Here is a 23,161-nt window from a genome sequence, read left to right on the forward strand (position 1 = left end):
TAAACCCGCTCCTACCTGGAGAGCATGGGTTTCAAGGTATGCACAGGACCTGTAGGAGCAGCCTTGTGCTGCGAAGAGGCCATTACTGTCGAAGAAAATCCTTCTTCGCAGCACAAGGCTGCTCCTACAAGGTACTACGCAGATTTTGAGGGCTGTGCAGTACCTGTGGGAGCGGGTTTGCCCGCGAAGAGGCCGGTACAGGCGATATCAGGCTTGCTGATCGGCCAACTGGTCAGCCAGGCGCACGAAGGCGGCCAGATCCAGCTGTTCAGGGCGCAGGCTGCCATCCACGCCGGCAGCTTCGATGGCCGCACTGTCGAGCAGGCCTTTCATGGTGTTGCGCAGGGTCTTGCGGCGCTGGTTGAAGGCTTCGCGTACCACCTGCTCCAGCAGCTTTGCGTCCTTGGCCGGGTACGGCAGCACTTCGTGCGGCACCAGGCGGACGATGGCCGAGTCCACTTTCGGCGGCGGGTTGAATGCGCCAGGGCCAACGTTGAACAGGTGCTCGACCCGGCAGTGGTACTGCACCATGATCGACAGACGCCCCCAGTCACCACCGCCAGGGCCGGCGGCCATGCGCTCGACCACTTCCTTCTGCAGCATGAAGTGCATGTCGCGGATCAACCCGGCATGGCTGAGCAGGTGGAAGATTAGTGGGGTGGAAATGTTGTAGGGCAGGTTGCCCACCACCTTGAGGCTGCGCGGTGGCACGCCTAGCTGGTTGAAGTCGAACTTCAAGGCGTCGCCTTGGTGCAGGCGGAAATTGCTGCGGTCGGCGAACTTGTGCTGCAGGATCGGCACCAGGTCCTTGTCCAGTTCCACCACGTCCAGTTGTGCCCCGCTGCCGAGCAGGCCTTCGGTCAGGGCGCCCTGGCCGGGGCCGATTTCCAGCAGATGTTCGCCGGCCTTGGCGTTGATGGCACGCAGGATGCGGTCGATGATGCCGGCGTCGTGCAGGAAGTTCTGGCCGAAGCGCTTGCGCGCCCGGTGTTGGTATTGCTCGTTCATGGTCGGTTCTCGGCCATCTGGTAGGCGGTTTCCAGCGCGACGCGCAGGCTGCCGGTGTCGACCTTGCCGGTGCCGGCCAGGTCCAGGGCTGTGCCGTGGTCGACCGACGTGCGGATGATCGGCAGGCCCAGGGTCACGTTGACCGCAGCGCCGAAGCCTTTGTACTTGAGTACAGGCAGGCCCTGGTCGTGGTACATCGCCAGCACCGCGTCGCAGTGCTCCAGATATTTGGGGGTAAACAGGGTATCGGCCGGCAGCGGCCCGCGCAGGTCCATGCCTTCGGTGCGCAGGCGGGCCAAGGTCGGCTCGATGATGTCGATTTCCTCGCGGCCCAGGTGGCCGCCCTCGCCCGCGTGCGGGTTGAGGCCGCACACCAGGATACGCGGGTTGGCAATGCCGAACTTGTCGCGCATGTCGGCATGCAGGATACGGGTTACACGCTCGACGCGCTCGGCAGTGATGGCGTCGGCAATGTCGCGCAGCGGCAGGTGCGTGGTCACCAGGGCCACGCGCAGGCCACGGGTGGCCAGCATCATCACCACTTGCGCGGTGTGGGTCAGCTCGGCAAGGAATTCGGTATGCCCGGAGAAGGCGATACCGCTTTCGTTGATCACGCCCTTGTGTACAGGGGCGGTGATCATCCCGGCGAAATGCCCTTCCAGGCAGCCTTGCCCGGCACGGGTCAGGGTTTCCAGCACGAACGCGGCATTGGCCTTGTCGAGCTGGCCCGGCACCACCGGGGCCGCCAGGGGGGTATCCCAGACGTAAAGGCTACCCGCTGGCGCCGGCTGCTCGGGCCATAGGCCCGGCGCTACCGGCAGCAGGTTGACGGCCAGCCCCAGCTGCGTGGCCCGCTCGGCGAGCAGGTCACGGCTGGTGATGGCGATCAGGGGGTGGGGCTGGGCGTCTGCGGCGAGCAGCAGGCACAGGTCGGGGCCTATGCCGGCTGGCTCGCCGGGGGTGACGGCGAAGCGCAGGGGCTTCACTGGGCGGCCTGGTCAGCGCCAGGCAGCTTGATTTCAACGTAGGCCTCGTCGCGGATCTGGCGCAGCCAGGTCTGCAGCTCTTCGTCGTACTTGCGGTTGCGCAGTACGTTCATGGCCTGCTGCTCACGAGCCTGCTCGGTGCTGTCGGTGGCGCGACGGCCCAGCACTTCCAGGACATGCCAGCCGTACTGGGTCTTGAACGGACGGGTGACTTCGCCTTGGGCGGCGTTGGCCATCTGCTCGCGGAACTCCGGTACCAGGCTGTTCGGGTCAACCCAGTTGAGGTCGCCGCCGTTGAGCGCCGAACCCGGGTCTTCCGAGAAGCTCTTGGCCAGCTCGCCGAAGTCTTCGCCGTTCTTGATGCGCTCGTACAGGCGCTCGGCCAGTTGCTCGGTAGCAGCCTCGCTGCGGATCTCGCTAGGCTTGATCAGGATGTGGCGAACGTGCACTTCGTCACGCAGCACGTTCTCGCTGCCGCCACGCTTTTCCTCGAGCTTGAGGATGATGAAACCGTTGGGGATGCGGATAGGCTGGGTAATTTCGCCAACCGGCATGCTGCTGAGCATCTTGGCGAAGTCTGGCGGCAGCTGGCCGGCTTTACGCCAGCCCATCTCGCCGCCTTCCAGGGCGTTTTCGCTGGCGGAGCGGGCAATGGCCATCTGGCCGAAGTCCGCGCCCTGCTTGAGCTGCTGGTACACATCGCCAACCTGGCGCGCGGCGGCCTGGATGGCTTCCGAGTTGGCCGCTTCCGGGGTCGGGATCAGGATGTTGGCCAGGCGGTACTCTTCCGACATCTGCATCTTGCCAAGGTCGGAGTTGAGGAAGTTCTTCACTTCCTGCTCGGAGACCTGGATACGCTCGGCCACGCGGCGCTGGCGCACGCGGCTGATGATCATCTCGCGCTTGACCTGCTCGCGGGCGTCGTCGAACGACATGCCGTCACGGGCCAGGGCGGCGTGGAACTGGTCCAGCGACATGCCGTTGCGCTGGGCAATGGTGCCCATGGCCTGGTTCAGTTCTTCGTCGGTGATGCGGATGCCGGAGCGCTCGCCGATCTGCAGCTGCAGGTTCTCGACGATCAGGCGTTCCAGTACCTGCTGGTCCAGCGCACCGGCAGGCGGCATGCCGCCGCCGCGCTTGGCGATGGTTTGCTGGACCTCGCGGACACGCTGGTCCAGCTGGCTTTGCATGACCACGTCGTTGTCGACGATGGCCACCACGCGATCAAGAGGTTGCACCGCGGCATGCACCGCGCCACTCAGCAATGCAACGCCCAGCAACGCCGGGCGCAGTCGATCAATAAGCTTGGTCTTCACGTTCACGGTAACCTTGAATGCCTTGGTCGAGGAAAGACTCGACCTTGTTGCCGACTACACCACCGAGGCCTTTCAGGACGATCTGAAGGAAGATGCCGTGGTCGCCTTTTTCGTTCGCCGGTAGGGCTTGGCTGAAGTCGTCGTAGTCGATCCAGTAACGGTTGATCAGACGCAGCTTCCAGCAGCAGTTGTCGTACTCGAAACCGCCCATGGCTTCCAGGGTGCGATTGCGGTTGTAGTCATGCTGCCAGCGAGCGATGACGCTCCACTGCGGAACGATCGGCCAGATGACCGAGAAGTCATGCTGCTGGATCTTGTAGTAGTCCTTGATGTAGTTCTCGCTGCCTGGGACGCCGTAGTCGCCACCGCCCACTTTCCAGGTACCGGTCGTGGAGTCGTAGGAGATGGTGTCGTTACGGTAGCGATAACCGAGGTTGACCACTTTGTTCGGATTGTCTTCAGGCTGGTAATGGAACATCGCGCTGCCCGAGCGGGTGCTGCGGCTGTCCGGGTCCCAGTTGAAGTCCGAATTGAAGCGCCAGTCGCGGTTGAAGAAGTAGTTGTACACCAGCGCATACGGAGATACATCGGACTGCGAGTCGCTGCGGGTACGGTAATCGATACCAGGGAGCTGAACTTTGCGGTCCTTGAAATAGAAAGCCTGACCGATGCTGAAGTTCTGGCGTTCGAAACCGTTTTCTTCGATCCAGCGGGTGGTCACGCCCAGCGACAGCTTGTTCTCGTCACCAATGCGGTCGGTGCCGCTGAAGCGGTTGTCGCGGAATAGCGAATCGTAGCTGAACAGGGTTTCACCCGAGTCGAACAGCGGGATGTCCTTCTGGTCCTTGTACGGGACGTAGAGGTAGTACATACGCGGTTCGAGGGTTTGCTTGTAGTTGGTGCCGAACAGCGAAGTTTTGCGGTCGAAATACAGGCCGCTGTCCACGCTGAAGATCGGTACGTCGCGGTTCAGCGAGCTGTTGTAGCTGCCGTACGCTGGGTTGGCCGATTGCGCGATAGCCTGGGTTTTACCCTGGCTGTCCAAGTCCAGATCGTAGTGGGTATACGCATACTTCAGCTTGGGGGTCAGGAAGCCGTAGCTGGCTTCCATCGGCAGGCTGATCGATGGTGCGACGTTGAAACGGTTGCCGTTGGCGCGGGCGATGCCGCTGACGTTCTGGTCCAGGCGGCGACCAGGCGCACCCGCCGAAGTGTCGGGAAGGCCATCTTCGTTCAATACAAAGTCGTCTTTCAGGTCACGATCGAAACGGACTGCCTCGGTTTCGTAAGCAATATTGAGCCCACCTGGCTCGTACGGCAGCTTGCCATTGAAGGTAATCTGCGGCAGGCGATCATACGGGGTGATCTTCGAGATGGTCGCCATTTCGTAGGCATGCACATTCAACCGCGCGGTGTAGCTGTCACCACGGTAGGTCAGTGCACCCTGCTGGTTCAGCAGGTCCTGGGTTTCAATACCGATCTGGTCGGATTCCAGGTCCTGGAAGTAGAACGGGTCGCTGATGTCGGTGTAGTCCACCTCGGTCATCAGGCGCTCGTCCAGCCCGCCCTTGTGCTGCCAGTTGACCATCCAGCGCTGCTCTTTGTAGTCAGTCTGGTCTTTGCGGTCGTCGTTCTTGTCGTTGAGGTACGCGCCACCGAACTGGCCTTCGCTGGAAGGCGTCAGGTAACGGAACTCGCCTTCCATCAGCAGGCCGCGCTTGGTCATGTAGCGCGGGTACAACGTGGCATCGTAGTTCGGCGCCAGGTTGAAGTAGTAAGGCGTGACCAGCATGAAGCCGGTATCGCTGGTGCTGCTGAACGATGGCGGCAGGAAGCCGGACTGGCGACGGTCGTCGATCGGGAAGTAGATGTACGGTGTGTAGAACACCGGGAAATCCTTGACCCGCAGCGTAACGTTGGTCGCGGTACCGAAACCGGTGGCCGGGTTCAGGGTGATGTTGTTGCCCTTCAACTGCCAGGCGTTGCTGCCCGGTTCGCAGGTGGTGTACGTACCGTCCTTGAGACGAATGATGGCGTTCTCGCCACGCTTGGCGTACAGGGCACTGCCGCGGATGTGCGACTTGTGCATCACGTATTCGGCGTTGTCGACCTGGGCCTCGCCCGTGTCGAGCTGGATCTGTGCCTCGTCACCGACCACCAGCGAACCGTTGTCACGGATCTTGACGTTGCCCTTGAGCTCGCCACGGTTTTCGGTCTGGTAGAGGTTGGCCTCGTCGGCCTCGGCCTGCATGCTGCCCTGGCGCATCACCACGTCACCGGCGAGGGTAGCGATCTGCTGCTCTTGCTGGTACTTGGATACCTTGGCGTTGATGTAGGTCGGCGACTCGTCCTTCGGCGTGGTGTCGGCCATGCCAGGGCGGGTTGGCTCGATGTAGGCGCCACCGCAGTACGGGCCGGTTTCGGCCAGCTGTGCGGCAGTGAGCTTTTCACGCGGAACCCAGTCCAGGTGGCTGTAGTCTTCGCTACGCGACTTCAGGCCACGGCCCTTGGCCTCGGTGACCAGCATCGGCCGGTCCGCGGTTTCGCCTTCGCTCGCGGCTTCGGTGCTGGTGCTGACTGCAGCACCCTCGTGCACCGGGCGCGGCGGCAGGTTGTTGGTTGGGGTCTTGGGCTTGCAGTCCCAACCACCGGAGGCGGACACTTGGCAGTCGAACTGTTCGGCTGCCACCACGTAAGACGTGGCCAGAGGTTGCAGGGCCAGCAGACCGCCGGTTACCAGCAACGGAAACTTTCTACGAAACGCGGGGGATTTCAATGCCATCTTATTAGTCCGGGCTTCCTGCGTGCCATCTGCCCGCGTGTGGGGCCGCACGCCTCTCGATGGTCTGAAAAAGATGCTGGATAATAAAGCATGACCCGCTTGACGGCTAGGGCCGTCGGAGACCCTTGTAATGCCTGAACACGATGTACGCCTGCAACAACTGACGGTCTGGCTCGATGAGCAGCTCAATGAGCTTTTCCGGAAAAACGCCTGGGGCGACGTGCCTGCAGGCAGCTTGACCGCGGCCAGCAGCGACGCCAGCTTCCGCCGTTATTTCCGCTGGCAGGGTGCCGGCCACAGCTTCGTGATCATGGATGCACCACCGCCGCAGGAAAACTGCCGACCGTTCGTCGCCATCGACCACCTGCTGGCCAGCGCCGACGTGCACGTGCCGCTGATCCATGCCCAGGACCTGGAACGTGGCTTCTTGCTGCTGGGTGACCTGGGCCATCAGACATACCTTGATATCATTGATGCGGACAACGCCGACGGCCTGTTCGCCGATGCCGTCGACGCGCTGCTGGCGTTCCAGCGCCTGCCGATGGACGCGCCGTTGCCCAGCTACGACGATGCGCTGTTGCGCCGTGAAGTCGAGTTGTTCCCGGAGTGGTACGTGGGTCGTGAGCTTGGCCTGGCCTTCAGCGATGCCCAGAAAGCCACTTGGCAACGAATCAGCCAGCTGCTGATCGACAGCGCATTGGCCCAGCCCAAGGTGCTGGTGCACCGCGACTACATGCCGCGCAACCTCATGCAGAGCACGCCCAACCCCGGTGTGCTGGACTTCCAGGATGCCGTGTATGGCCCGGTCACCTACGACATCACCTGCCTGTTCAAGGACGCCTTCCTCAGTTGGCCGCAGGCTCGGGTCGAAGGCTGGCTGCGCGACTACTGGCAGAAGGCGCAGGCTGCCGGCATCCCGGTGCAGGCCGACTTCGAGGCGTTCCAGCGTGCCAGCGACCTGATGGGTGTGCAGCGCCACCTGAAGGTGATCGGCATCTTCGCCCGTATCTGCCACCGCGACGGCAAACCCCGTTACCTGGGCGACGTGCCGCGCTTCTTCGCCTATATAAAAGAAGTGATCAGCCGCCGGCCCGAATTGGCGGAGCTGGGTGAGCTGATTGCCGAGTTGCAGGCCGGAGCGCGTGCATGAAGGCAATGATATTGGCAGCGGGCAAAGGCGAGCGCATGCGCCCGCTGACCCTGCACACCCCCAAGCCGCTGGTCCCGGTCGCCGGCCAGCCACTGATCGAGTATCACCTGCGGGCCCTGGCTGCGGCGGGTGTCACCGAGGTGGTGATCAACCATGCCTGGCTCGGCCAGCAGATCGAGGACCACCTGGGTGACGGCAGCCGTTTCGGCCTGAGCATCCGCTATTCGCCCGAAGGAGAGCCGCTGGAAACCGGCGGTGGCATCTTCAAGGCCCTGCCATTGCTGGGTGACGCGCCGTTCCTGTTGGTGAACGGCGATGTCTGGACCGACTACGACTTCGCGCGCCTGCAGGCTCCCCTGCAAGGCCTGGCTCACCTGGTGCTGGTCGACAACCCAGGCCATCACGGCCGCGGCGACTTCCGCCTGGTGGGCGAGCGGGTGGTCGATGGTGACGATGCGCCCGGCACGCTGACCTTCAGTGGCCTTTCGGTGCTGCACCCGGCGCTGTTCGAAGGCTGCCAGCCTGGCGCCTTCAAGCTGGCGCCGTTGCTGCGTCAGGCCATGGCTGCGGGCCAGGTCAGTGGCGAGCACTACCATGGGCACTGGGTTGATGTCGGTACGCTCGAACGCTTGGCCGAGGCCGAGCGCCTGATCGGCGAGCGTGCCTGACATGTGGTGGCCAAGCACGGTGATTGGTGCCGGTGCCGGCTTTGCCGTTGCCAGCATCCCCGGGGCCTTGCTCGGCGCGTTGCTCGGCCAGGCCATGGACCGCCGCCTGCGTTTGCAAGGCTGGGAGGACATGCGTGAACGCTTGGGCGGGCGCCCGGCGTTGCAGGACGACGAATTGCTGTTCGTGATGCTCGGGCGCCTGGCCAAGTGCGATGGCCGGGTGGGCGAGCAGCATATTCAGCAGGCACGCCAGGAGATGGTGCGCCTGGATCTGGCCGAAGCGGCTCGGCTGCGTGCGATTGCTGCGTTCAACCGCGGCAAGGCGGGCAAGGACCGGCTGGGTGGGCACCTGCGGCGCATTCGCCAGCAGCCGCATGCGGCCGAAGGTACCCTGCGTGCCTGTTGGCGCATGGTCTGGGCCGACGGCAAGATGGGCAACAAGGAGCGTGAACTGCTGCTGGACTGGGGGCAGAAACTGGGCCTGAGCCGGCGGCAGGTGCAGGCCATGTCGCTGGAGTACGAGCCACGCAAGGCGGCGGGGCCGGAAGGGGTCGCCATGACCTATGCGGCGGCGTTGCGCTTGCTGGCGGTCGAGGCGGATACCGATGGCGACAAGGTCAAGCAGGCGTATCGTCGACTGGTCAGTCGGCATCACCCGGACAAGCTGGCGGGTACTGGTGCCAGTGAGTCGCAGGTGCGTGAAGCGACTGAACGGACCCGGGAGCTGCATCAGGCTTATGCCATGATCCGCAAGCGGCGCGGGCTTTGATGGCCCTATCGCCGGCAAGCCGGCTCCCACAGGTATTGCACTGACCCTGAACACTGTGGCGTACCTATGGGAGCTGGCATGCCTGCGATAGGGTCATCATGGCAAACCTTACCCCTGCGGACTCATCCACCCCCGCACCCGGCGGAACAGTTGCTCCTGCTCGGCCGCCTTGTTCCCCGGCATGGCAATCAGCGACAACTGCCGGTACTGGCTGTCCTTCTGCCGCTTGCTGGCCTGCAGGCGCTGTGCGGCTGCATTGCGGTCACTGCTGCGGGTGGCGTAGTAGATGTCGGCAGTCGGCACTTTCAAGGTTGGCGCCAGGCTTTCCAGGTCATGCTCCACCCGAGCTGGAGTCTGCGCGGCAACCATTACCAGTTTCTGCACCTGTGGTGGCCGTTTCTCGCTCAGGTAGCGGGCCGCCCAATATGCGCCGCTGCCATGGCCGATCAGCACGATGCTGCGGGCGTTGTGCTGCTGGGCAAAGGCCACCGCAGCATCCAGGCGGGCGAAAATGCGCTCGGCATCGGCTGGGTCGGTTTGTTCGCTGGCCTGTTTGGCGTCAGTGCTCTCTGCGGTGTCGGCATCGGCTGCGGTAGCCTGGGCGACGTTGGCATTGGCATCGGCTGGTACGTCCTTGGCCGGGGCGCTTTCGCCCTTGTCTGGCTGCGGCTCGGCAGCCGGCTTGGCCTCGACCCGCGCCTGCGGGCTGTCGGCGAGCAGGTCGGGCAGGCTGATGCTCAGGCTGTGCCAGCCGATATCGGGGAACTTCTGCCGCAGCGGGCCGACCGCATTCGGCCAGTCAGCCGTTTCGCCAGCCCCCGGGACGATGATGACCGCGCCCTGTGGATCGCTGTCGTTGGCCGGTTTCCACAAGGCCAGGAAGCTGTCGGCACCGGCCTGAAGGGTCTGCTGTTCGGCCTTGGGCACCAGCCGTTCAAGTGCCTGGGCATCCTCCTGGCTGCGTTCCAGCAGCGGCGGGCGAGGGGCTTGGGCAACGGGTGCCTCGGTGGTGGTAGATGGTTTTTCGGCATCGGCGGCCAGGGCGCCGAGTGGAAGGATCGAGGCCAGGCAGCACATTGCCAGCGTCGTGCGATAAAGTGTGGACATGAGTCAACCCGGGGCCAGAATGATACCGGCAGCCTAATGGTATTTGCCCGTGACGGCCATGCTGCATGGCCGCTTTGCCAAGACGAGCGTGTAGATGAAGCGAGTGCGTCGCCTGATGGTTATCGGCTGCTTTTGGCTGCCCTTGATTGCATTGGCCAGGCCCGAATCGGTGCCCACGGTTGCCCTGGAACCGGCCCAGCAGCAATGGCTGGATACACACCGCAGTCTGCGTGTCGGCCTGGTGTTGCAGGCGCCTTACGCTCAGTTCGACCGGCGCCTGCAGCAGCTGTACGGGGCCAACGTGGAACTGGTGAGCAGCCTGGCGCAGGCGCTGCGGCTGGACCTTACCTGGCGCAACTTCGCCGACCAGGCCAGCCTCGAGCATGCCCTCCAGGCCGGCGAAATCGACTTTGCCCCGGGGCTTACCCAGACCCCCGCCAGCCTGCGTCTGTGGCTGTTCAGCGACCCTTACATGCGCGTGCCGCAACTGGTGGTGGGGCCGCGCACCGGGACGATGGCCGTGGAACTGGAAACGCTCGGAGCCGAGCAGCGGGTGGCGGTGCGCATGCCCAGCCAGCTGGCGGACTACCTGCGCGGTAACTACAGCAACCTCAACCTGCAAGGGGTACCCAACGAGCGCGAGGCCCTGCAATTGGTGGTGGGCGGCCAGGCCAGTTTCGCCGTGCTGGATGAAGCTCAGCTCAGCCGCCTGTCGCGCGAAAGCGAGTTCGGCGAGCTGGCTGTGGTCGGCGATATCGGCCTGCCACAACTGTTGCGCATCGGTTCGCGGCGCGACTGGCCGCTGCTGGCCGATGTGCTGGAGCGCGGCCTGCAGGCGCTGCCGGCCAAGGAACTGGAGCAACTGCACCAGCGTTGGCTGCAGCCAAAGTACCCACGCCTGAGCGAGTCGACAGGGTTCTGGAAGAACCTGGCACTGCTGTTCGGCTTGCTGCTGTTGTGTGCGCTGGCCACCCTGGTGTGGCAGCGTCGGCAACAGCGCCAGTTGGAGCGCAGCCTGCTGGCCACGCGGGAAAGTCTTGTGGAGCGGCAAGTGCGCGAAGAAGCGTTGCGCCTGAGTCAGTTTGCCATCGACCAGAGCACGGTGGGCATCCTCTGGGTCAACTGGGACAGCCACGTACGCTACGCCAACCATGCCGCCGAGCGCATGCTGGGCTACGGCGAAGGCGCACTGCTGGAGCGGCCGCTTAGCGACTTTGAACCCAGCCTGACCATGGATCGCTGGCTGGAGCTGTGGAAGGGCGCACGTACCGGGGCGGGCGGTGTTGGTCAGTTCGAGACGCAGTGCCGCCGGGCTGACCACAGCCTGTTGCCGGTCGAGCTGTCGCTGAGTTTTCTGCGCTTTCGTGACTCCGAGTACCTGGTGGTGTACCTCGCCGATGTCACCGAGCGCTACCGCGCCCTGGCGGCCCTGCGCGAAAGCGAGGCGCGGCTCAAGGGCATTGCCGGCAACGTGCCGGGGCTGGTGTTCCGCCTGGAGCGCGACCCGGCCGAGGGCGACCTGGAATTCCCCTACATCAGCGAAGGCAGCGAGGCCTTGGTGGGCTATTCGCCCAGTGAGATCCAGGACCCGCAGATGGGCCTGCGCAACCTGGTGCACCCTGAGGACCGTGCCGATTACCACCGGGTGCAGGACCTGGCCCTGGCCAGCGACCAGGACTGGTCCTGGCAGGGGCGCATCCTCACCCGCCAGGGTGAACAGCGCTGGGCCGACATCAAAGCCAGTACCCGGCGCCTGGGTAACGGCCAGGTGGTATGGGACGGTGTGGTTTGGGACATCACGCAGGGCAAGCGGGCCGAGTTGGCGCTGGCCAGGTCCCAGGAGCAGCTGCGCGAACTGTCGGCCCACCTGGAAAGCGTGCGTGAGGAAGAAAAAGCCCGCATCGCCCGAGAAGTGCACGATGAACTGGGGCAGATGCTGACCGTGCTCAAGCTGGAAGTGTCGATGTGCGAGCTGGCCTTCGCCGAGCTGGACCCGGGGCTGAACGAGCGGCTGGCCAGCATGAAGCGCCTGATCGCCCAGCTGTTCCAACTGGTGCGCGACGTAGCCACTGCCTTGCGTCCTCCGATTCTCGATGCCGGCATTGCCTCGGCCATTGAATGGCAGGCGCGGCGCTTTGAAGCACGGACGCAGATCCCCTGCCTGGTGCAAGTACCGGAAAATCTGCCAGCATTGAGCGATGCCAAGGCCATCGGGCTGTTCCGTATTCTCCAGGAGGCGCTGACCAACGTGATGCGCCATGCCCAGGCGCATAGCGTGGAGATCGAACTGGTGCGTGAGCACGGGCAATTGCGCATGACCGTCAGCGATGACGGCCAGGGCTTTTGCCGCGACCAGCCTCGGCCCACCTCGTTCGGCCTGGTAGGGGTGCGTGAGCGGGTGCTGATGCTGGGCGGCAGCATGGCGCTGGACAGTGAACCGGGCGAAGGCACCAGCCTGAGCGTGGCCATACCGTTGGAGTAGGAGAGCGATCGTGATTCGAGTGCTGGTGGCCGAGGACCACACCATTGTCCGTGAGGGCATCAAGCAGTTGATTGGCCTGGCCAAGGACATGCAGGTGGCGGGGGAGGCCGGTAACGGCGAGCAGTTGCTGGAAACCTTGCGCCACACCCCGTGCGAGGTGGTACTGCTGGATATCTCGATGCCGGGCGTGAATGGCCTGGAGGCGATTCCGCGAATCCGCGCGTTGCAGGACGCCCCGGCGATCCTGATGCTGTCGATGCACGATGAAGCGCAGATGGCGGCGCGGGCGCTGAAGGCCGGAGCGGCGGGTTATGCCACCAAGGACAGCGACCCAGCGTTGTTGCTGACCGCGATTCGCCGGGTTGCCGCTGGCGGGCGCTATATCGACCCGGCGCTGGCCGACCGCATGGTCTTCGAGGTGGGCCTGACCGAGTCGCGGCCGTTGCACACCCTGCTGTCGGAGCGAGAGTTTTCGGTGTTCGAACGCCTGGCCCAGGGCGCCAACGTCAACGACATCGCCCAGCAGTTGGCGCTGTCGAGCAAGACCATCAGCACCCACAAGGCGCGCCTGATGCAGAAGCTGAAAGTGAACTCGCTGGCTGAGCTGGTGAAGTACGCGATGGAGCACAAGCTGGTCTGATTGCGACATGCGCTTCCTGCGTGCTGTAGCGAATCCCTGTGGGAGCGGGTTTACCCGCGAAAGGGCCTGACCTGCCATCTGCGGTGCCTGGGCTGGCCTCTTCGCGGGTGAACCCGCTCCCACAGGGGCGTGCCGGAGGGCTGAGAGAAATATTCCAAACCCGCCATCTTTGTAGGGGAATCCCTACAACAAATCTTCCATCCGGATGATGGCATTCTCTCAGCACCCCCGATTTTCCGGCGCTTGCCGCTTGTCTAGTCTATGCCTACGCAGTCATCCAACAAGAAGGTGCAGGCATGAGCGAGGCGAAGTCGAACGCTGCAACCAGCGAAACGCTGGTCAGCTTCCGTGGTGTGCAGAAGAGCTACGACGGCGAGTCGCTGATCGTCAAAGACCTCAATCTGGATATTCGCAAGGGCGAGTTCCTTACCCTGCTTGGCCCGTCCGGCTCGGGCAAGACCACCAGCCTGATGATGCTGGCCGGCTTCGAAACCCCCACCGCTGGTGAAATCCAGCTGGCCGGGCGTTCGATCAACAACGTGCCGCCGCACAAGCGCGACATCGGCATGGTGTTCCAGAACTACGCGCTGTTCCCGCACATGACCGTGGCCGAGAACCTGGCGTTCCCGCTGACCGTGCGCAACCTGAGCAAGACCGACATCAGCGAGCGGGTAAAGCGGGTGTTGAACATGGTCCAGCTCGACGCCTTCGCCAAACGCTACCCCGGTCAGCTGTCCGGCGGCCAGCAACAGCGTGTGGCCCTGGCCCGGGCACTGGTGTTCGAGCCGCAGCTGGTTCTGATGGACGAACCGCTGGGCGCGCTGGACAAGCAGCTGCGCGAGCACATGCAGATGGAGATCAAGCATATCCACCAGCGCCTGGGCGTGACCGTGGTGTATGTGACCCACGACCAGGGCGAAGCGCTGACCATGTCCGACCGGGTGGCCGTGTTCCATCAGGGCGAAATCCAGCAGATCGCCGACCCGCGCACGCTGTACGAAGAACCCTGCAACACCTTCGTCGCCAACTTCATCGGCGAGAACAACCGCATCAACGGCACATTGCTGGCCAGTGATGGCAAGCGCTGCCAGGTGCAGTTGCCGCGTGGCGAGCGGGTCGAGGCGCTGGCGGTGAATGTCGGCCAGGCCGGCGAGCCGGTGACCCTGTCGATCCGCCCGGAGCGCGTGCGCCTGAATGGCCACAGCGAAAGCTGTGTTAACCGTTTCTCGGGCCGGGTGGCGGAATTCATTTACCTGGGCGACCACGTGCGGGTGCGCCTGGAAGTTTGCGGCAAGGGCGACTTCTTCGTGAAACAGCCGATTGCCGAGCTCGACCCGGCCCTGGCCGTGGGCGATGTGGTACCGCTGGGCTGGGAGGTGGAGCACGCCCGCGCGCTCGATCCGATTGCCGAAGCCCATTGATGGATTGCTTCACCAACCCTGTACTGTGGAGAGAATAATAATGCGCAAGCAGTTGAAACTGACCGCCCTGGCCCTGGGGCTGTTCGCCGCTGGCCAGGCCATGGCCGCAGACCTGACTGTTGTCTCGTTTGGTGGTGCCAACAAGGCGGCCCAGGTGAAGGCGTTCTACGAACCGTGGGAGAAGGCCGGCAAGGGCAAGATCATCGCAGGCGAGTACAACGGCGAGATGGCCAAGGTCAAAGCCATGGTCGACACCAAGAGCGTGTCGTGGAACCTGGTGGAAGTGGAGTCGCCAGAGTTGGCCCGTGGCTGTGACGAGGGCATGTTCGAAGAACTCGACCCGGCCCTGTTCGGTAATGAGGCCGACTATGTGCCGGGTGCCATTCAGCCATGTGGCGTTGGCTTCTTCGTATGGTCCACGGTGCTGGCCTACAACGCCGACAAGCTGAAGACCGCACCGACCAGCTGGGCCGATTTCTGGGACACCAAGAAATTCCCGGGCAAGCGCGGCCTGCGCAAGGGCGCCAAGTACACCCTGGAATTCGCCCTGATGGCCGACGGTGTGGCGCCGAAGGATGTGTACCAGGTGCTGGGCACCAAAGAGGGCGTGGACCGCGCCTTCAAGAAGCTCGACGAACTCAAGCCAAGCATCCAGTGGTGGGAAGCCGGCGCCCAGCCACCGCAGTACCTGGCCTCGGGTGACGTGGTCATGAGTTCTGCCTACAACGGCCGCATCGCTGCGGTGCAGAAAGAGAGCAACCTGAAGGTGGTGTGGAACGGCGGCATCTACGACTTCGATGCCTGGGCCATCCCGAAAGGTGCCAAGGATGTCGAGGAAGCGAAGAAATTCATCGCCTTCAGCGTGCAGCCAGAGCAGCAGAAGACCTACTCCGAGAACATCGCCTATGGCCCGGCAAATTCCAAGGCCGTGAGCCTGCTGTCGGACGCTGTGAAGAAGGACATGCCGACCACGCCTGAAAACATCGCCAACCAGGTGCAGATCGATGTGGCCTTCTGGGCCGACAACAGCGAGCAGCTGGAGCAGCGCTTCAACGCCTGGGCGGCGAAGAAGTAAACGACCAGTGTAGGGGGCCGCTTTGCGGCCCATCGCCGGCAAGCCAGCTCCCACAGGGGGCCGCTGCCCTGGAGTCAGCGCAGTATCTGTAGGAGCTGGCTTGCCTGCGATGGGCTGCGCAGCAGCCCCATTTTCAGTTCGTATCGCGGAGTTCGCCATGGCCATTGCAGTGCCCCTCAAAGAAGGCGCAGGTCCAAGTCTCAAGCAGCGCCTCAAGCATGCCGAGCGGGTCAACCGCTGGAAGGCGCAGGCGTTGATCGCGCCGCTGGCGCTGTTTCTCCTGCTGGTGTTCCTGGTGCCTATTGCGGCGCTGCTGTACAAGAGCGTCGGCAACCCGGAAGTGGTTGGCGGCTTGCCGCGCACCGTTGGCGTCATCACCCAGTGGGATGGCAAGAGCCTGCCGGGCGAGGACGTTTACAAGGCGTTGAGCCAGGATTTGGCCGAATCGCGCAAGAACCAGACCTTGGGCGACCTTTCCAAGCGCCTGAACATGGAGCTTGCCGGTTACCGCAGCCTGTTGGCAAAGACCGCGCGGGCGCTGCCGTTCAAGAGCGAACCCGCTTCGTATAAAGATGCCTTGCAGGCTCTCGACGAGCGTTGGGGCGACCCGGCCTACTGGCAGGCAATCCGCCGCAACACCAGTACGGTCACCTCTTTCTACCTGCTGGCTTCGCTCGACCACCGTATCGATGACCTTGGCGAACTGGCCAAGGCCACCCCGGACCAGGCCATTTACCTGGACATCTTCGCCCGCACCCTGTGGATGGGTGTGGTGATTACCGCAATCTGCCTGGTGCTGGCCTACCCGCTGGCGTACCTGCTGGCCAACCTGCCGACCCGGCAGAGCAACCTGCTGATGATTCTGGTGCTGCTGCCGTTCTGGACCTCGATCCTGGTGCGGGTGGCGGCGTGGATCGTGCTGCTGCAGTCGGGCGGCCTGATCAACAGCGCGCTGATGGCCATGGGCATCATCGACCAGCCGCTGGAACTGGTGTTCAACCGCACCGGCGTGTACATCTCGATGGTGCACATCCTGTTGCCGTTCATGATCCTGCCGCTGTACAGCGTGATGAAGGGCATTTCGCCGAGCTACATGCGTGCGGCGATCTCGCTGGGCTGCCACCCGTTCGCCAGTTTCTGGCGGGTCTACTTCCCGCAGACCTACGCCGGGGTTGGCGCTGGTTGCCTGCTGGTGTTCATCCTGGCCATCGGCTACTACATCACCCCGGCACTGCTGGGCAGCCCGAATGACCAGATGGTCAGCTACTTCGTGGCCTTCTACACCAACACCAGCATCAACTGGGGCATGGCCACCGCGCTTGGCGGGCTGTTGCTGCTGGCGACCGTGCTGTTGTACCTGATCTATAGCTGGCTGGTCGGCGCCAGCCGCCTGCGCCTGAGCTGAGGAGCCTTGTCATGCTGAGCCCTTACATGTCGCCCGTGGAGCGGGTGTGGTTCTACAGCCTGCGCATTCTTTGCGGCTTGATCCTGCTGTTCCTCATATTGCCGGTGCTGGTGATCGTGCCGCTGTCGTTCAACAGTGGTAGTTTCCTGGTGTACCCGCTGCAGGGCTTCTCGCTGCAGTGGTACCAGGACTTCTTCGGCTCGGCCGAGTGGATGCGGGCCTTGAAGAACAGCATCATCGTCGCCCCGGCAGCCACGGTGCTGGCCATGGTGTTCGGCACCCTGGCGGCCATCGGCCTGACCCGTGGCGACTTCCCGGGCAAGTCGCTGGTGATGGCGCTGGTGATTTCGCCGATGGTGGTGCCGGTGGTGATCATCGGTGTGGCCAGCTACCTGTTCTTTGCCCCGTTGGGCATGGGCAACAGTTTCACCTCGCTGATTCTGGTGCATGCGGTACTGGGCGTGCCGTTCGTCATCATTACCGTGTCGGCGACCTTGCAGGGCTTCAACTACAACCTGGTGCGTGCGGCAGCCAGCCTGGGCGCCTCGCCACTGCTGACTTTCCGCCGGGTAACCCTGCCGTTGATCGCGCCCGGGGTGATTTCGGGGGCGTTGTTCGCCTTTGCCACGTCGTTTGACGAAGTAGTGGTAACCCTGTTCCTGGCCGGGCCGGAACAGGCGACCCTGCCGCGGCAGATGTTCAGTGGCATTCGCGAGAACCTCAGCCCGACCATTGCCGCGGCGGCGACCTTGCTGATTGCCTTCTCGGTGGTGTTGCTGCTGACCCTGGAGTGGTTGCGTGGGCGTAGCGAGAAGCTGAGAACTCAGCAGCCGGCTTGATTAGTAGCGCAAGGCCTGCGCATTACCCTTGTAGGAGCAGCCTTGTGCTGCGAAGAGGCCGGTAAGACAAAAGCTATTCTTCGGTCCTACCGGCCTCTTCGCAGCACAAGGCTGCTCCTACAGACGCGAAGAGGCCGGTACAGGTTGATGCTAATCAGCCTTCATCCGCTTCCCTGGGTTACAATGCGCGCCACCGTGATTCTGCCAACAGGTGCGCCATGCAGCCCTACGCTATTGCCCCCTCCATTCTCTCTGCCGATTTCGCCCGTCTGGGCGAGGACGTCGACAAGGTATTGGCCGCGGGTGCCGACATCGTCCACTTCGATGTGATGGACAACCACTACGTCCCCAACCTGACCATCGGTCCGATGGTCTGCACCGCTCTGCGCAAGTACGGCGTCACCGCCCCGATCGACGTGCACCTGATGGTCAGCCCGGTCGACCGCATCATCGGCGACTTTATCGAAGCTGGCGCCACCTACATCACCTTCCACCCGGAGGCCTCGCAGCACATCGACCGTTCGCTGCAGTTGATCAAGGACGGTGGTTGCAAGGCCGGTCTGGTGTTCAACCCGGCCACCAGCCTGGATGCCTTGAAGTACGTGATGGACAAGATCGACATGGTGCTGCTGATGAGCGTCAACCCTGGTTTTGGCGGGCAGAAGTTCATCCCTGGCACCCTCGACAAGCTGCGCGAGGCGCGTGCGCTGATCGACGCCAGCGGCCGTGATATCCGCCTGGAAATCGACGGTGGCGTCAACGTCAACAACATCCGCGAAATCGCTGCCGCTGGCGCCGACACTTTCGTGGCCGGCTCGGCGATCTTCAATGCCCCGGACTACCAGGAAGTAATCGCCAGGATGCGCGCCGAACTGGCTCAGGCCCGCCCATGAGCGGCTTCGAGCAGCTGTTCCCCGGGACGCTGCCCAGGCTGGTGATGTTCGATCTGGACGGTACCCTGATCGATTCCGTGCCAGACCTGGCCGCCGCCGTGGACCGCATGCTGCTCGAACTGGGGCGCCCGCCTGCCGGCCTGGAGGCGGTGCGCCACTGGGTGGGCAACGGTGCCCAGGTGCTGGTGCGCCGGGCGCTGGCCGGCGGCATCGACCACGCTGTCGTGGAAGATGCGCTGGCCGACCAGGCGCTGGCGCTGTTCATGGACGCCTATGCCGAAAGCCACGAACTGACCGTGGTCTACCCCGGTGTGCAGGACACCCTGCGCTGGCTGCGCAAGCAGGGCGTGGAGATGGCTCTGATCACCAACAAGCCCGAGCGCTTCGTTGGCCCGCTGCTGGACCAGATGAAGATCGGCAACTACTTCCGCTGGATCATCGGTGGCGACACCCTGCCGCAGAAAAAGCCCGACCCTGCGGCGTTGCTGTTCGTCATGCAGATGGCCGGTGTCACCCCGCAGCAGTCGCTGTTTGTCGGCGATTCACGCAGTGACGTGCTGGCGGCCAAGGCGGCTGGCGTGCAGTGCGTCGGCCTGACCTACGGCTACAACCATGGCCGGCCGATCCACGACGAATCCCCCAGCCTGGTGATCGATGACCTGCGTGCATTGCTGCCCGGTTGCGCAGACCCGGCCACTGGGATAACGTTGGCGGACCTTCAAGCCTCACAAGACAGAGAGTCCACCGTGGCGGTTACCGGCAAATTCTGGATGAAAGTCATCAAGGCCCTGGCCCGTTGGCGTTGGCGCGCCTGACTTCAGCCTGCCGGCGCGTGCCGGCCCGTCCGTTTGCCTGACCTATTGCTGCTTGCCACGAGGCTACCCATGACCCGCGAAGAATTCCTGCGCCTGGCCGCTGCCGGCTACAACCGCATTCCCCTGGCCTGCGAAACCCTGGCCGACTTTGACACGCCGCTGTCGATCTACCTGAAACTGGCCGACCAGCCCAACTCGTACCTGCTCGAATCGGTGCAGGGCGGCGAGAAATGGGGCCGTTACTCGATGATCGGCCTGCCGTCGCGCACCGTGATGCGTGTGCACGGTTACCACGTCAGCATCCTGCAGGATGGCGTGGAGGTGGAAAGCCACGATGTCGAAGACCCGCTGGCCTTCGTCGAAACCTTCAAGGACCGTTACAAGGTCGCCGATATCCCTGGCCTGCCGCGCTTCAACGGCGGCCTGGTCGGCTACTTCGGCTACGACTGCGTGCGGTATGTGGAAAAGCGCCTGGGTGCCAGCCCCAACCCGGACCCGCTGGGTGTGCCGGATATCCTGCTGATGGTGTCCGATGCGGTGGTGGTGTTCGACAACCTGGCGGGCAAGATGCACGCGATCGTGCTGGTCGACCCGGCGGAAGAGCAGGCTTTCGAACAGGGCCAGGCACGCCTGCAAGGCCTGCTTGAAACCCTGCGTCAGCCGATCACTCCACGCCGTGGCCTGGACCTGAGTGGCCCGCAGGCTGCCGAGCCGGAATTCCGCTCCAGCTATACCCGCGAGGATTACGAGAACGCCGTCGGCCGCATCAAGGAATACATCCTGGCTGGTGACTGCATGCAGGTGGTGCCGTCGCAGCGCATGTCGATCGACTTCAAGGCGGCGCCTATCGACCTGTACCGCGCGCTGCGCTGCTTCAACCCGACGCCGTACATGTACTTCTTCAACTTTGGCGACTTCCATGTGGTCGGCAGCTCGCCCGAGGTGCTGGTACGCGTCGAGGATAACCTGGTCACCGTACGCCCGATTGCCGGCACCCGCCCGCGTGGTGCTACCGAAGAGGCCGACCGCGCGCTGGAAGACGACCTGCTGTCGGACGACAAGGAAATTGCCGAGCACCTGATGCTCATCGACCTGGGCCGTAACGACGTCGGGCGTGTGTCCTCGACCGGCAGCGTGCGCCTGACCGAGAAGATGGTGATCGAGCGTTACTCCAACGTGATGCACATTGTGTCCAACGTCACTGGCCAGCTGCGCGAAGGGCTGACGGCGATGGACGCACTGCGGGCGATACTGCCGGCCGGTACGCTGTCGGGTGCGCCGAAAATTCGTGCGATGGAAATCATCGACGAGCTGGAGCCGGTCAAACGTGGGGTTTACGGTGGTGCCGTGGGTTACTTCGCATGGAACGGCAACATGGATACCGCCATTGCCATCCGTACCGCGGTAATCAAGGACGGTGAGCTGCATGTGCAGGCCGGGGGCGGCATCGTTGCCGACTCGGTGCCGGCGCTGGAATGGGAAGAGACCATCAACAAGCGCCGAGCGATGTTCCGCGCGGTGGCGTTGGCTGAGCAAACTTCCGCCAAATAAGTTGATCGGGGCTGCGTTGCAGCCCTTCGCGGGCATGCCCGCTCCCACAGGGAAATCACATGCTGCAAGGCCTGTGCAATACCTGTGGGAGCGGGCGAGCCCGCGAAGGGCCGCAAAGCGGCCCCATCAATTCAAAAGTCGACGCTGACGCCCAAGCTCACTCCCTGCTGCGTCAATTCATCACTCTTGCGCCAGTTATAGTTGCCGCGCAAATGCACCCCCGCCACCACTTCATGGCTCACCCCCAGGCTCGCCCGGGTCAGGTCGCTGTGCGGCGTATACCCTGTCAGGGTGAAATCGTTCGCCGGCAGGCTGGTCAGGTGCATCGTCACATCCTGCTGGTCATCCTCGAACTCGTGCTCCTGCGCCACCTCGGCGAACAGCCGAGTACCTGGCAGCACCTGCACGCTACCCAGCAACCCCACGCCCAAACGGCGTGATGTACGTTCCTGGTCATCGAAACCCAGCGCCGTCGAGCGCCCGCTCTTCTCGTCATAGCCATCCACCTTCACCCGCGCATAGTCGGCGCTGATGAACGGCGCCAGCTGCCAGCTGCTGCTCTCGGCTGCCAGGTTGTAGCCCAGTCGCCCCGACATCGCCCAGGCCTCGCCATTGGTGTCGCCCTTTTCGCTGCGGTCGTTCACGCCAAGGGCGAAGGTGCGCTTGAGGTCGCTGTAGTCCAGGTGCCCGGCGGTAAGCGCCGCGTCGGCCCACCAGCGGTCCTGGCGGTATTGGGCGAAGGCGCTGGCAAGGTAGCTGTCCAGCTTGTAGTCCGAGTCCTGTGCGCCGGCTTCCAGCTTCTGCCGGTACACGCCTCCGGCCAGGCCCAGGCGCCATGCATCGTTCAGGCGGTAGCTGCCGCCCAGGGTCAGGTTGTAGCCGCGGCCGTCGCCGCTGGCCGCGCTGCGCTGGCCGTCGAAGTCCAGGTCCTGTGCGCCGGTGGCAACAAAGGCCTGCCACTGGCCAACTGCCTGCCAGGGTGTCTGCCACTGGTTGCGCAGTTCGTCCTGGTGAGCGCGCAGGCTGGCGTGGGCCATTTCCGGGAGCAAGGTCAGTTCCCAGGGGGCGGCGATGATCGAATAGGCGTAGTCGGCAATCAGTTGCTGGCCGGCAATGGTCGGGTGCACCGAGTCGTTGAACAGCAGCTTGGTCGGGTCTGGCGTGGCGCCGTTGATGCCATACACCGGATTTTCCACACAGCCTTCGCCGCTGTAGCAGGTGCCGACCAGGTTCTGGCCGCTGGCCAGGCCGAACTGCTCGGGGCTGGCCAGCGCTTCGCTCAGCAGCACAGGGATGTTCAGCGGAATGATTTCGGCATCGATCTGCCCCAGTTGGCTGAGCAGCGACTGGTTGAACGCGCCGGATAGCAGCGACAGTGGGTTTTGTTGCGGCGTACCGCTGAAGTTCGGTGTTTGCCCGAGGTCGGGCAGCAGCCAGACCATGATGTAGCGGGCGCCGCCTTGCTGCAGGGCCTGGGCGCTGGCGGCCAGGCGGGCGCCGGCGGCCACGGCATCGGCCGGGCTGTTGACCAGGCCTTGCAGGAAGTCATTGCCGCCGCCAGTCAGGTAATACAACGCGTTGGGGTCGGCGCGCAGGCCGTTGGCCAGGTAGCCCGGTTTATCACGCAGTACCAGCCCGGCGCCGGGTCGCCCTGGCGGGATGACGGTTTCGGAGGTACTGGTGATCGAATCCAGGATCTGCTGGGTGGTGTAGCCACCGACTGCCCAGTTGTTGCCGTCGGGAAGCCCCAGCACCGGATTGACCGGGGAGGTGGAGGGGCCAAGCTCGGTCGGGCTCACACCAAGCCGCCCGCCCAGGATCATCGGTGACACTGGCGCATAATTGCCATTGGCATCGCGGTTGGTGAAGCGCACCCCGCCAAACTGCCCAGCGTCGCTGAGGCTGTCACCAAACACGATCATGCTGGAGTAGGGCGAGGGTGCAGCAAAGGCCTGGCTGCAGGCTAACGCCAATGAGGCGAGGGTAAAGCGCAATAACGGTGCTTTTCGCATCAGGGAACATCCTTTTCTTTGTTTTTATCAGGACAACCCCATCGACCTTAGCAAATCGCAGTGCATCCCTCCCAAGTCCATTCGTTTCCCCGTGTTTACGGGCATATTGCGCCCGCCGCCCCGGTAGGCTACTGTGCCGGAACGTATGAGCGAGACCTATCCTGTGTTGATCGTCAGCAAACTCTTGATGCGCGTTATCAAGGCCCACGCCCGTTGGCGTTGGCGCGCCTGACTTTATCCCC

The 23,161-nt window shown here is 63.6% G+C and carries 18 protein-coding genes; 12 read left to right on the forward strand and 6 right to left on the reverse strand.

Features of this window, described 5'->3' with window-relative positions:
- Positions 1-207: 207 nt before the first annotated feature.
- From rsmA to E5221_RS02510, 4 genes are read right to left on the reverse strand one after another with little or no spacing between them, the layout of a single operon-like run.
- Positions 208-1,008: a 16S rRNA (adenine(1518)-N(6)/adenine(1519)-N(6))-dimethyltransferase RsmA gene (gene rsmA / locus E5221_RS02495; protein WP_013970591.1), complete on the reverse strand. Its 801-nt coding sequence runs from the start codon at positions 1,006-1,008 to the stop codon at positions 208-210.
- Positions 1,005-1,994, reverse strand: a complete 990-nt coding sequence (gene pdxA, locus E5221_RS02500; RefSeq protein WP_038408583.1) for a 4-hydroxythreonine-4-phosphate dehydrogenase PdxA — start codon at positions 1,992-1,994, stop codon at positions 1,005-1,007. Before pdxA ends, rsmA begins: the two co-directional genes overlap by 4 nt.
- Positions 1,991-3,310 carry a peptidylprolyl isomerase gene (locus tag E5221_RS02505; protein ID WP_061550904.1) on the reverse strand — a complete coding sequence of 440 codons (1,320 nt, stop codon included), beginning with the start codon at positions 3,308-3,310 and terminating at the stop codon, positions 1,991-1,993. The genes pdxA and E5221_RS02505 overlap by 4 nt, the downstream gene beginning before the upstream one ends.
- Entirely contained in the window at positions 3,291-6,092 is a 2,802-nt protein-coding gene (locus tag E5221_RS02510; RefSeq protein ID WP_247846824.1) for an LPS-assembly protein LptD, read from the reverse strand. The genes E5221_RS02505 and E5221_RS02510 overlap by 20 nt, the downstream gene beginning before the upstream one ends.
- A gap of 130 nt (positions 6,093-6,222) precedes the next feature.
- Here E5221_RS02510 and E5221_RS02515 point away from each other — a divergent pair, with 130 nt between their 5' ends.
- Genes E5221_RS02515 through E5221_RS02525 form a run of 3 tightly spaced genes read left to right on the forward strand, consistent with a single transcriptional unit; the run spans position 6,223 to position 8,679 of the window.
- Complete coding sequence (locus E5221_RS02515) at positions 6,223-7,242, forward strand: phosphotransferase (protein WP_247846825.1); 1,020 nt, start codon at positions 6,223-6,225, stop codon at positions 7,240-7,242.
- Positions 7,239-7,910 (forward strand): N-acetylmuramate alpha-1-phosphate uridylyltransferase MurU, encoded by a 672-nt coding sequence (murU, locus tag E5221_RS02520; protein WP_023662470.1) that lies wholly within the window; start codon positions 7,239-7,241, stop codon positions 7,908-7,910. Before E5221_RS02515 ends, murU begins: the two co-directional genes overlap by 4 nt.
- Before the next feature lies 1 nt (position 7,911).
- Entirely contained in the window at positions 7,912-8,679 is a 768-nt protein-coding gene (locus tag E5221_RS02525; RefSeq protein ID WP_061550906.1) for a TerB family tellurite resistance protein, read from the forward strand.
- A gap of 108 nt (positions 8,680-8,787) precedes the next feature.
- Here the strand turns inward: E5221_RS02525 and E5221_RS02530 are convergent, their stop codons facing one another.
- Positions 8,788-9,786 (reverse strand): alpha/beta hydrolase family protein, encoded by a 999-nt coding sequence (locus E5221_RS02530; protein ID WP_247846826.1) that lies wholly within the window; start codon positions 9,784-9,786, stop codon positions 8,788-8,790.
- Between the two features lie 94 nt (positions 9,787-9,880).
- On the opposite strand from E5221_RS02530, the gene E5221_RS02535 reads away from it, so the two are divergent.
- The 9 genes from E5221_RS02535 (at position 9,881) to trpE (ending at position 20,907) form a co-directional block, all read left to right on the forward strand.
- Positions 9,881-12,268 carry a sensor histidine kinase gene (locus E5221_RS02535; RefSeq protein WP_102084040.1) on the forward strand — a complete coding sequence of 796 codons (2,388 nt, stop codon included), beginning with the start codon at positions 9,881-9,883 and terminating at the stop codon, positions 12,266-12,268.
- A gap of 7 nt (positions 12,269-12,275) precedes the next feature.
- Positions 12,276-12,908, forward strand: coding sequence for a response regulator transcription factor (locus E5221_RS02540; protein ID WP_169774891.1), 633 nt, complete (start codon positions 12,276-12,278; stop codon positions 12,906-12,908).
- A gap of 296 nt (positions 12,909-13,204) precedes the next feature.
- Positions 13,205-14,329: an ABC transporter ATP-binding protein gene (locus tag E5221_RS02545; RefSeq protein ID WP_012270208.1), complete on the forward strand. Its 1,125-nt coding sequence runs from the start codon at positions 13,205-13,207 to the stop codon at positions 14,327-14,329.
- Positions 14,330-14,369: 40 nt separating this feature from the next.
- Positions 14,370-15,404 carry an ABC transporter substrate-binding protein gene (locus E5221_RS02550; protein ID WP_015268730.1) on the forward strand — a complete coding sequence of 345 codons (1,035 nt, stop codon included), beginning with the start codon at positions 14,370-14,372 and terminating at the stop codon, positions 15,402-15,404.
- 157 nt (positions 15,405-15,561) lie between these two features.
- Positions 15,562-16,809 carry an ABC transporter permease gene (locus E5221_RS02555; RefSeq protein WP_013970602.1) on the forward strand — a complete coding sequence of 416 codons (1,248 nt, stop codon included), beginning with the start codon at positions 15,562-15,564 and terminating at the stop codon, positions 16,807-16,809.
- A gap of 11 nt (positions 16,810-16,820) precedes the next feature.
- The gene (locus tag E5221_RS02560) at positions 16,821-17,648 is read left to right on the forward strand and encodes an ABC transporter permease (protein WP_003260880.1); all 828 of its coding nucleotides are present in this window, start codon (positions 16,821-16,823) and stop codon (positions 17,646-17,648) included.
- A gap of 218 nt (positions 17,649-17,866) precedes the next feature.
- Positions 17,867-18,541 carry a ribulose-phosphate 3-epimerase gene (gene rpe / locus E5221_RS02565; protein ID WP_003260678.1) on the forward strand — a complete coding sequence of 225 codons (675 nt, stop codon included), beginning with the start codon at positions 17,867-17,869 and terminating at the stop codon, positions 18,539-18,541.
- Positions 18,538-19,356, forward strand: coding sequence for a phosphoglycolate phosphatase (locus tag E5221_RS02570; RefSeq protein ID WP_123084595.1), 819 nt, complete (start codon positions 18,538-18,540; stop codon positions 19,354-19,356). The genes rpe and E5221_RS02570 overlap by 4 nt, the downstream gene beginning before the upstream one ends.
- Positions 19,357-19,425: 69 nt before the next feature.
- Complete coding sequence (trpE, locus tag E5221_RS02575) at positions 19,426-20,907, forward strand: anthranilate synthase component I (protein WP_013970606.1); 1,482 nt, start codon at positions 19,426-19,428, stop codon at positions 20,905-20,907.
- A gap of 131 nt (positions 20,908-21,038) precedes the next feature.
- On the opposite strand, the gene estP is transcribed toward trpE, so the two are convergent.
- Positions 21,039-22,919, reverse strand: a complete 1,881-nt coding sequence (gene estP, locus E5221_RS02580) for an esterase EstP (protein ID WP_013970607.1) — start codon at positions 22,917-22,919, stop codon at positions 21,039-21,041.
- Positions 22,920-23,161: the final 242 nt, after the last annotated feature.

Origin of the sequence: Pseudomonas sp. A2, from assembly GCF_023100865.1 — a bacterium.
Lineage (GTDB): Bacteria > Pseudomonadota > Gammaproteobacteria > Pseudomonadales > Pseudomonadaceae > Aquipseudomonas > Aquipseudomonas asiatica.

Excerpts from the sequence above, each read along its gene's own strand:
- rsmA (WP_013970591.1), bottom strand. The coding sequence starts at position 1,008 with ATGAACGAGCAATACCAACACCGGGCGCGCAAGCGCTTCGGCCAGAAC.
- E5221_RS02510 (WP_247846824.1), bottom strand. The coding sequence starts at position 6,092 with ATGGCATTGAAATCCCCCGCGTTTCGTAGAAAGTTTCCGTTGCTGGTA.
- E5221_RS02515 (WP_247846825.1), top strand. The coding sequence starts at position 6,223 with ATGCCTGAACACGATGTACGCCTGCAACAACTGACGGTCTGGCTCGAT.
- murU (WP_023662470.1), top strand. The coding sequence starts at position 7,239 with ATGAAGGCAATGATATTGGCAGCGGGCAAAGGCGAGCGCATGCGCCCG.
- E5221_RS02525 (WP_061550906.1), top strand. The coding sequence starts at position 7,912 with ATGTGGTGGCCAAGCACGGTGATTGGTGCCGGTGCCGGCTTTGCCGTT.
- E5221_RS02530 (WP_247846826.1), bottom strand. The coding sequence starts at position 9,786 with ATGTCCACACTTTATCGCACGACGCTGGCAATGTGCTGCCTGGCCTCG.
- E5221_RS02535 (WP_102084040.1), top strand. The coding sequence starts at position 9,881 with ATGAAGCGAGTGCGTCGCCTGATGGTTATCGGCTGCTTTTGGCTGCCC.
- E5221_RS02545 (WP_012270208.1), top strand. The coding sequence starts at position 13,205 with ATGAGCGAGGCGAAGTCGAACGCTGCAACCAGCGAAACGCTGGTCAGC.
- E5221_RS02550 (WP_015268730.1), top strand. The coding sequence starts at position 14,370 with ATGCGCAAGCAGTTGAAACTGACCGCCCTGGCCCTGGGGCTGTTCGCC.
- E5221_RS02555 (WP_013970602.1), top strand. The coding sequence starts at position 15,562 with ATGGCCATTGCAGTGCCCCTCAAAGAAGGCGCAGGTCCAAGTCTCAAG.
- E5221_RS02560 (WP_003260880.1), top strand. The coding sequence starts at position 16,821 with ATGCTGAGCCCTTACATGTCGCCCGTGGAGCGGGTGTGGTTCTACAGC.
- rpe (WP_003260678.1), top strand. The coding sequence starts at position 17,867 with ATGCAGCCCTACGCTATTGCCCCCTCCATTCTCTCTGCCGATTTCGCC.
- E5221_RS02570 (WP_123084595.1), top strand. The coding sequence starts at position 18,538 with ATGAGCGGCTTCGAGCAGCTGTTCCCCGGGACGCTGCCCAGGCTGGTG.
- trpE (WP_013970606.1), top strand. The coding sequence starts at position 19,426 with ATGACCCGCGAAGAATTCCTGCGCCTGGCCGCTGCCGGCTACAACCGC.
- estP (WP_013970607.1), bottom strand. The coding sequence starts at position 22,919 with ATGCGAAAAGCACCGTTATTGCGCTTTACCCTCGCCTCATTGGCGTTA.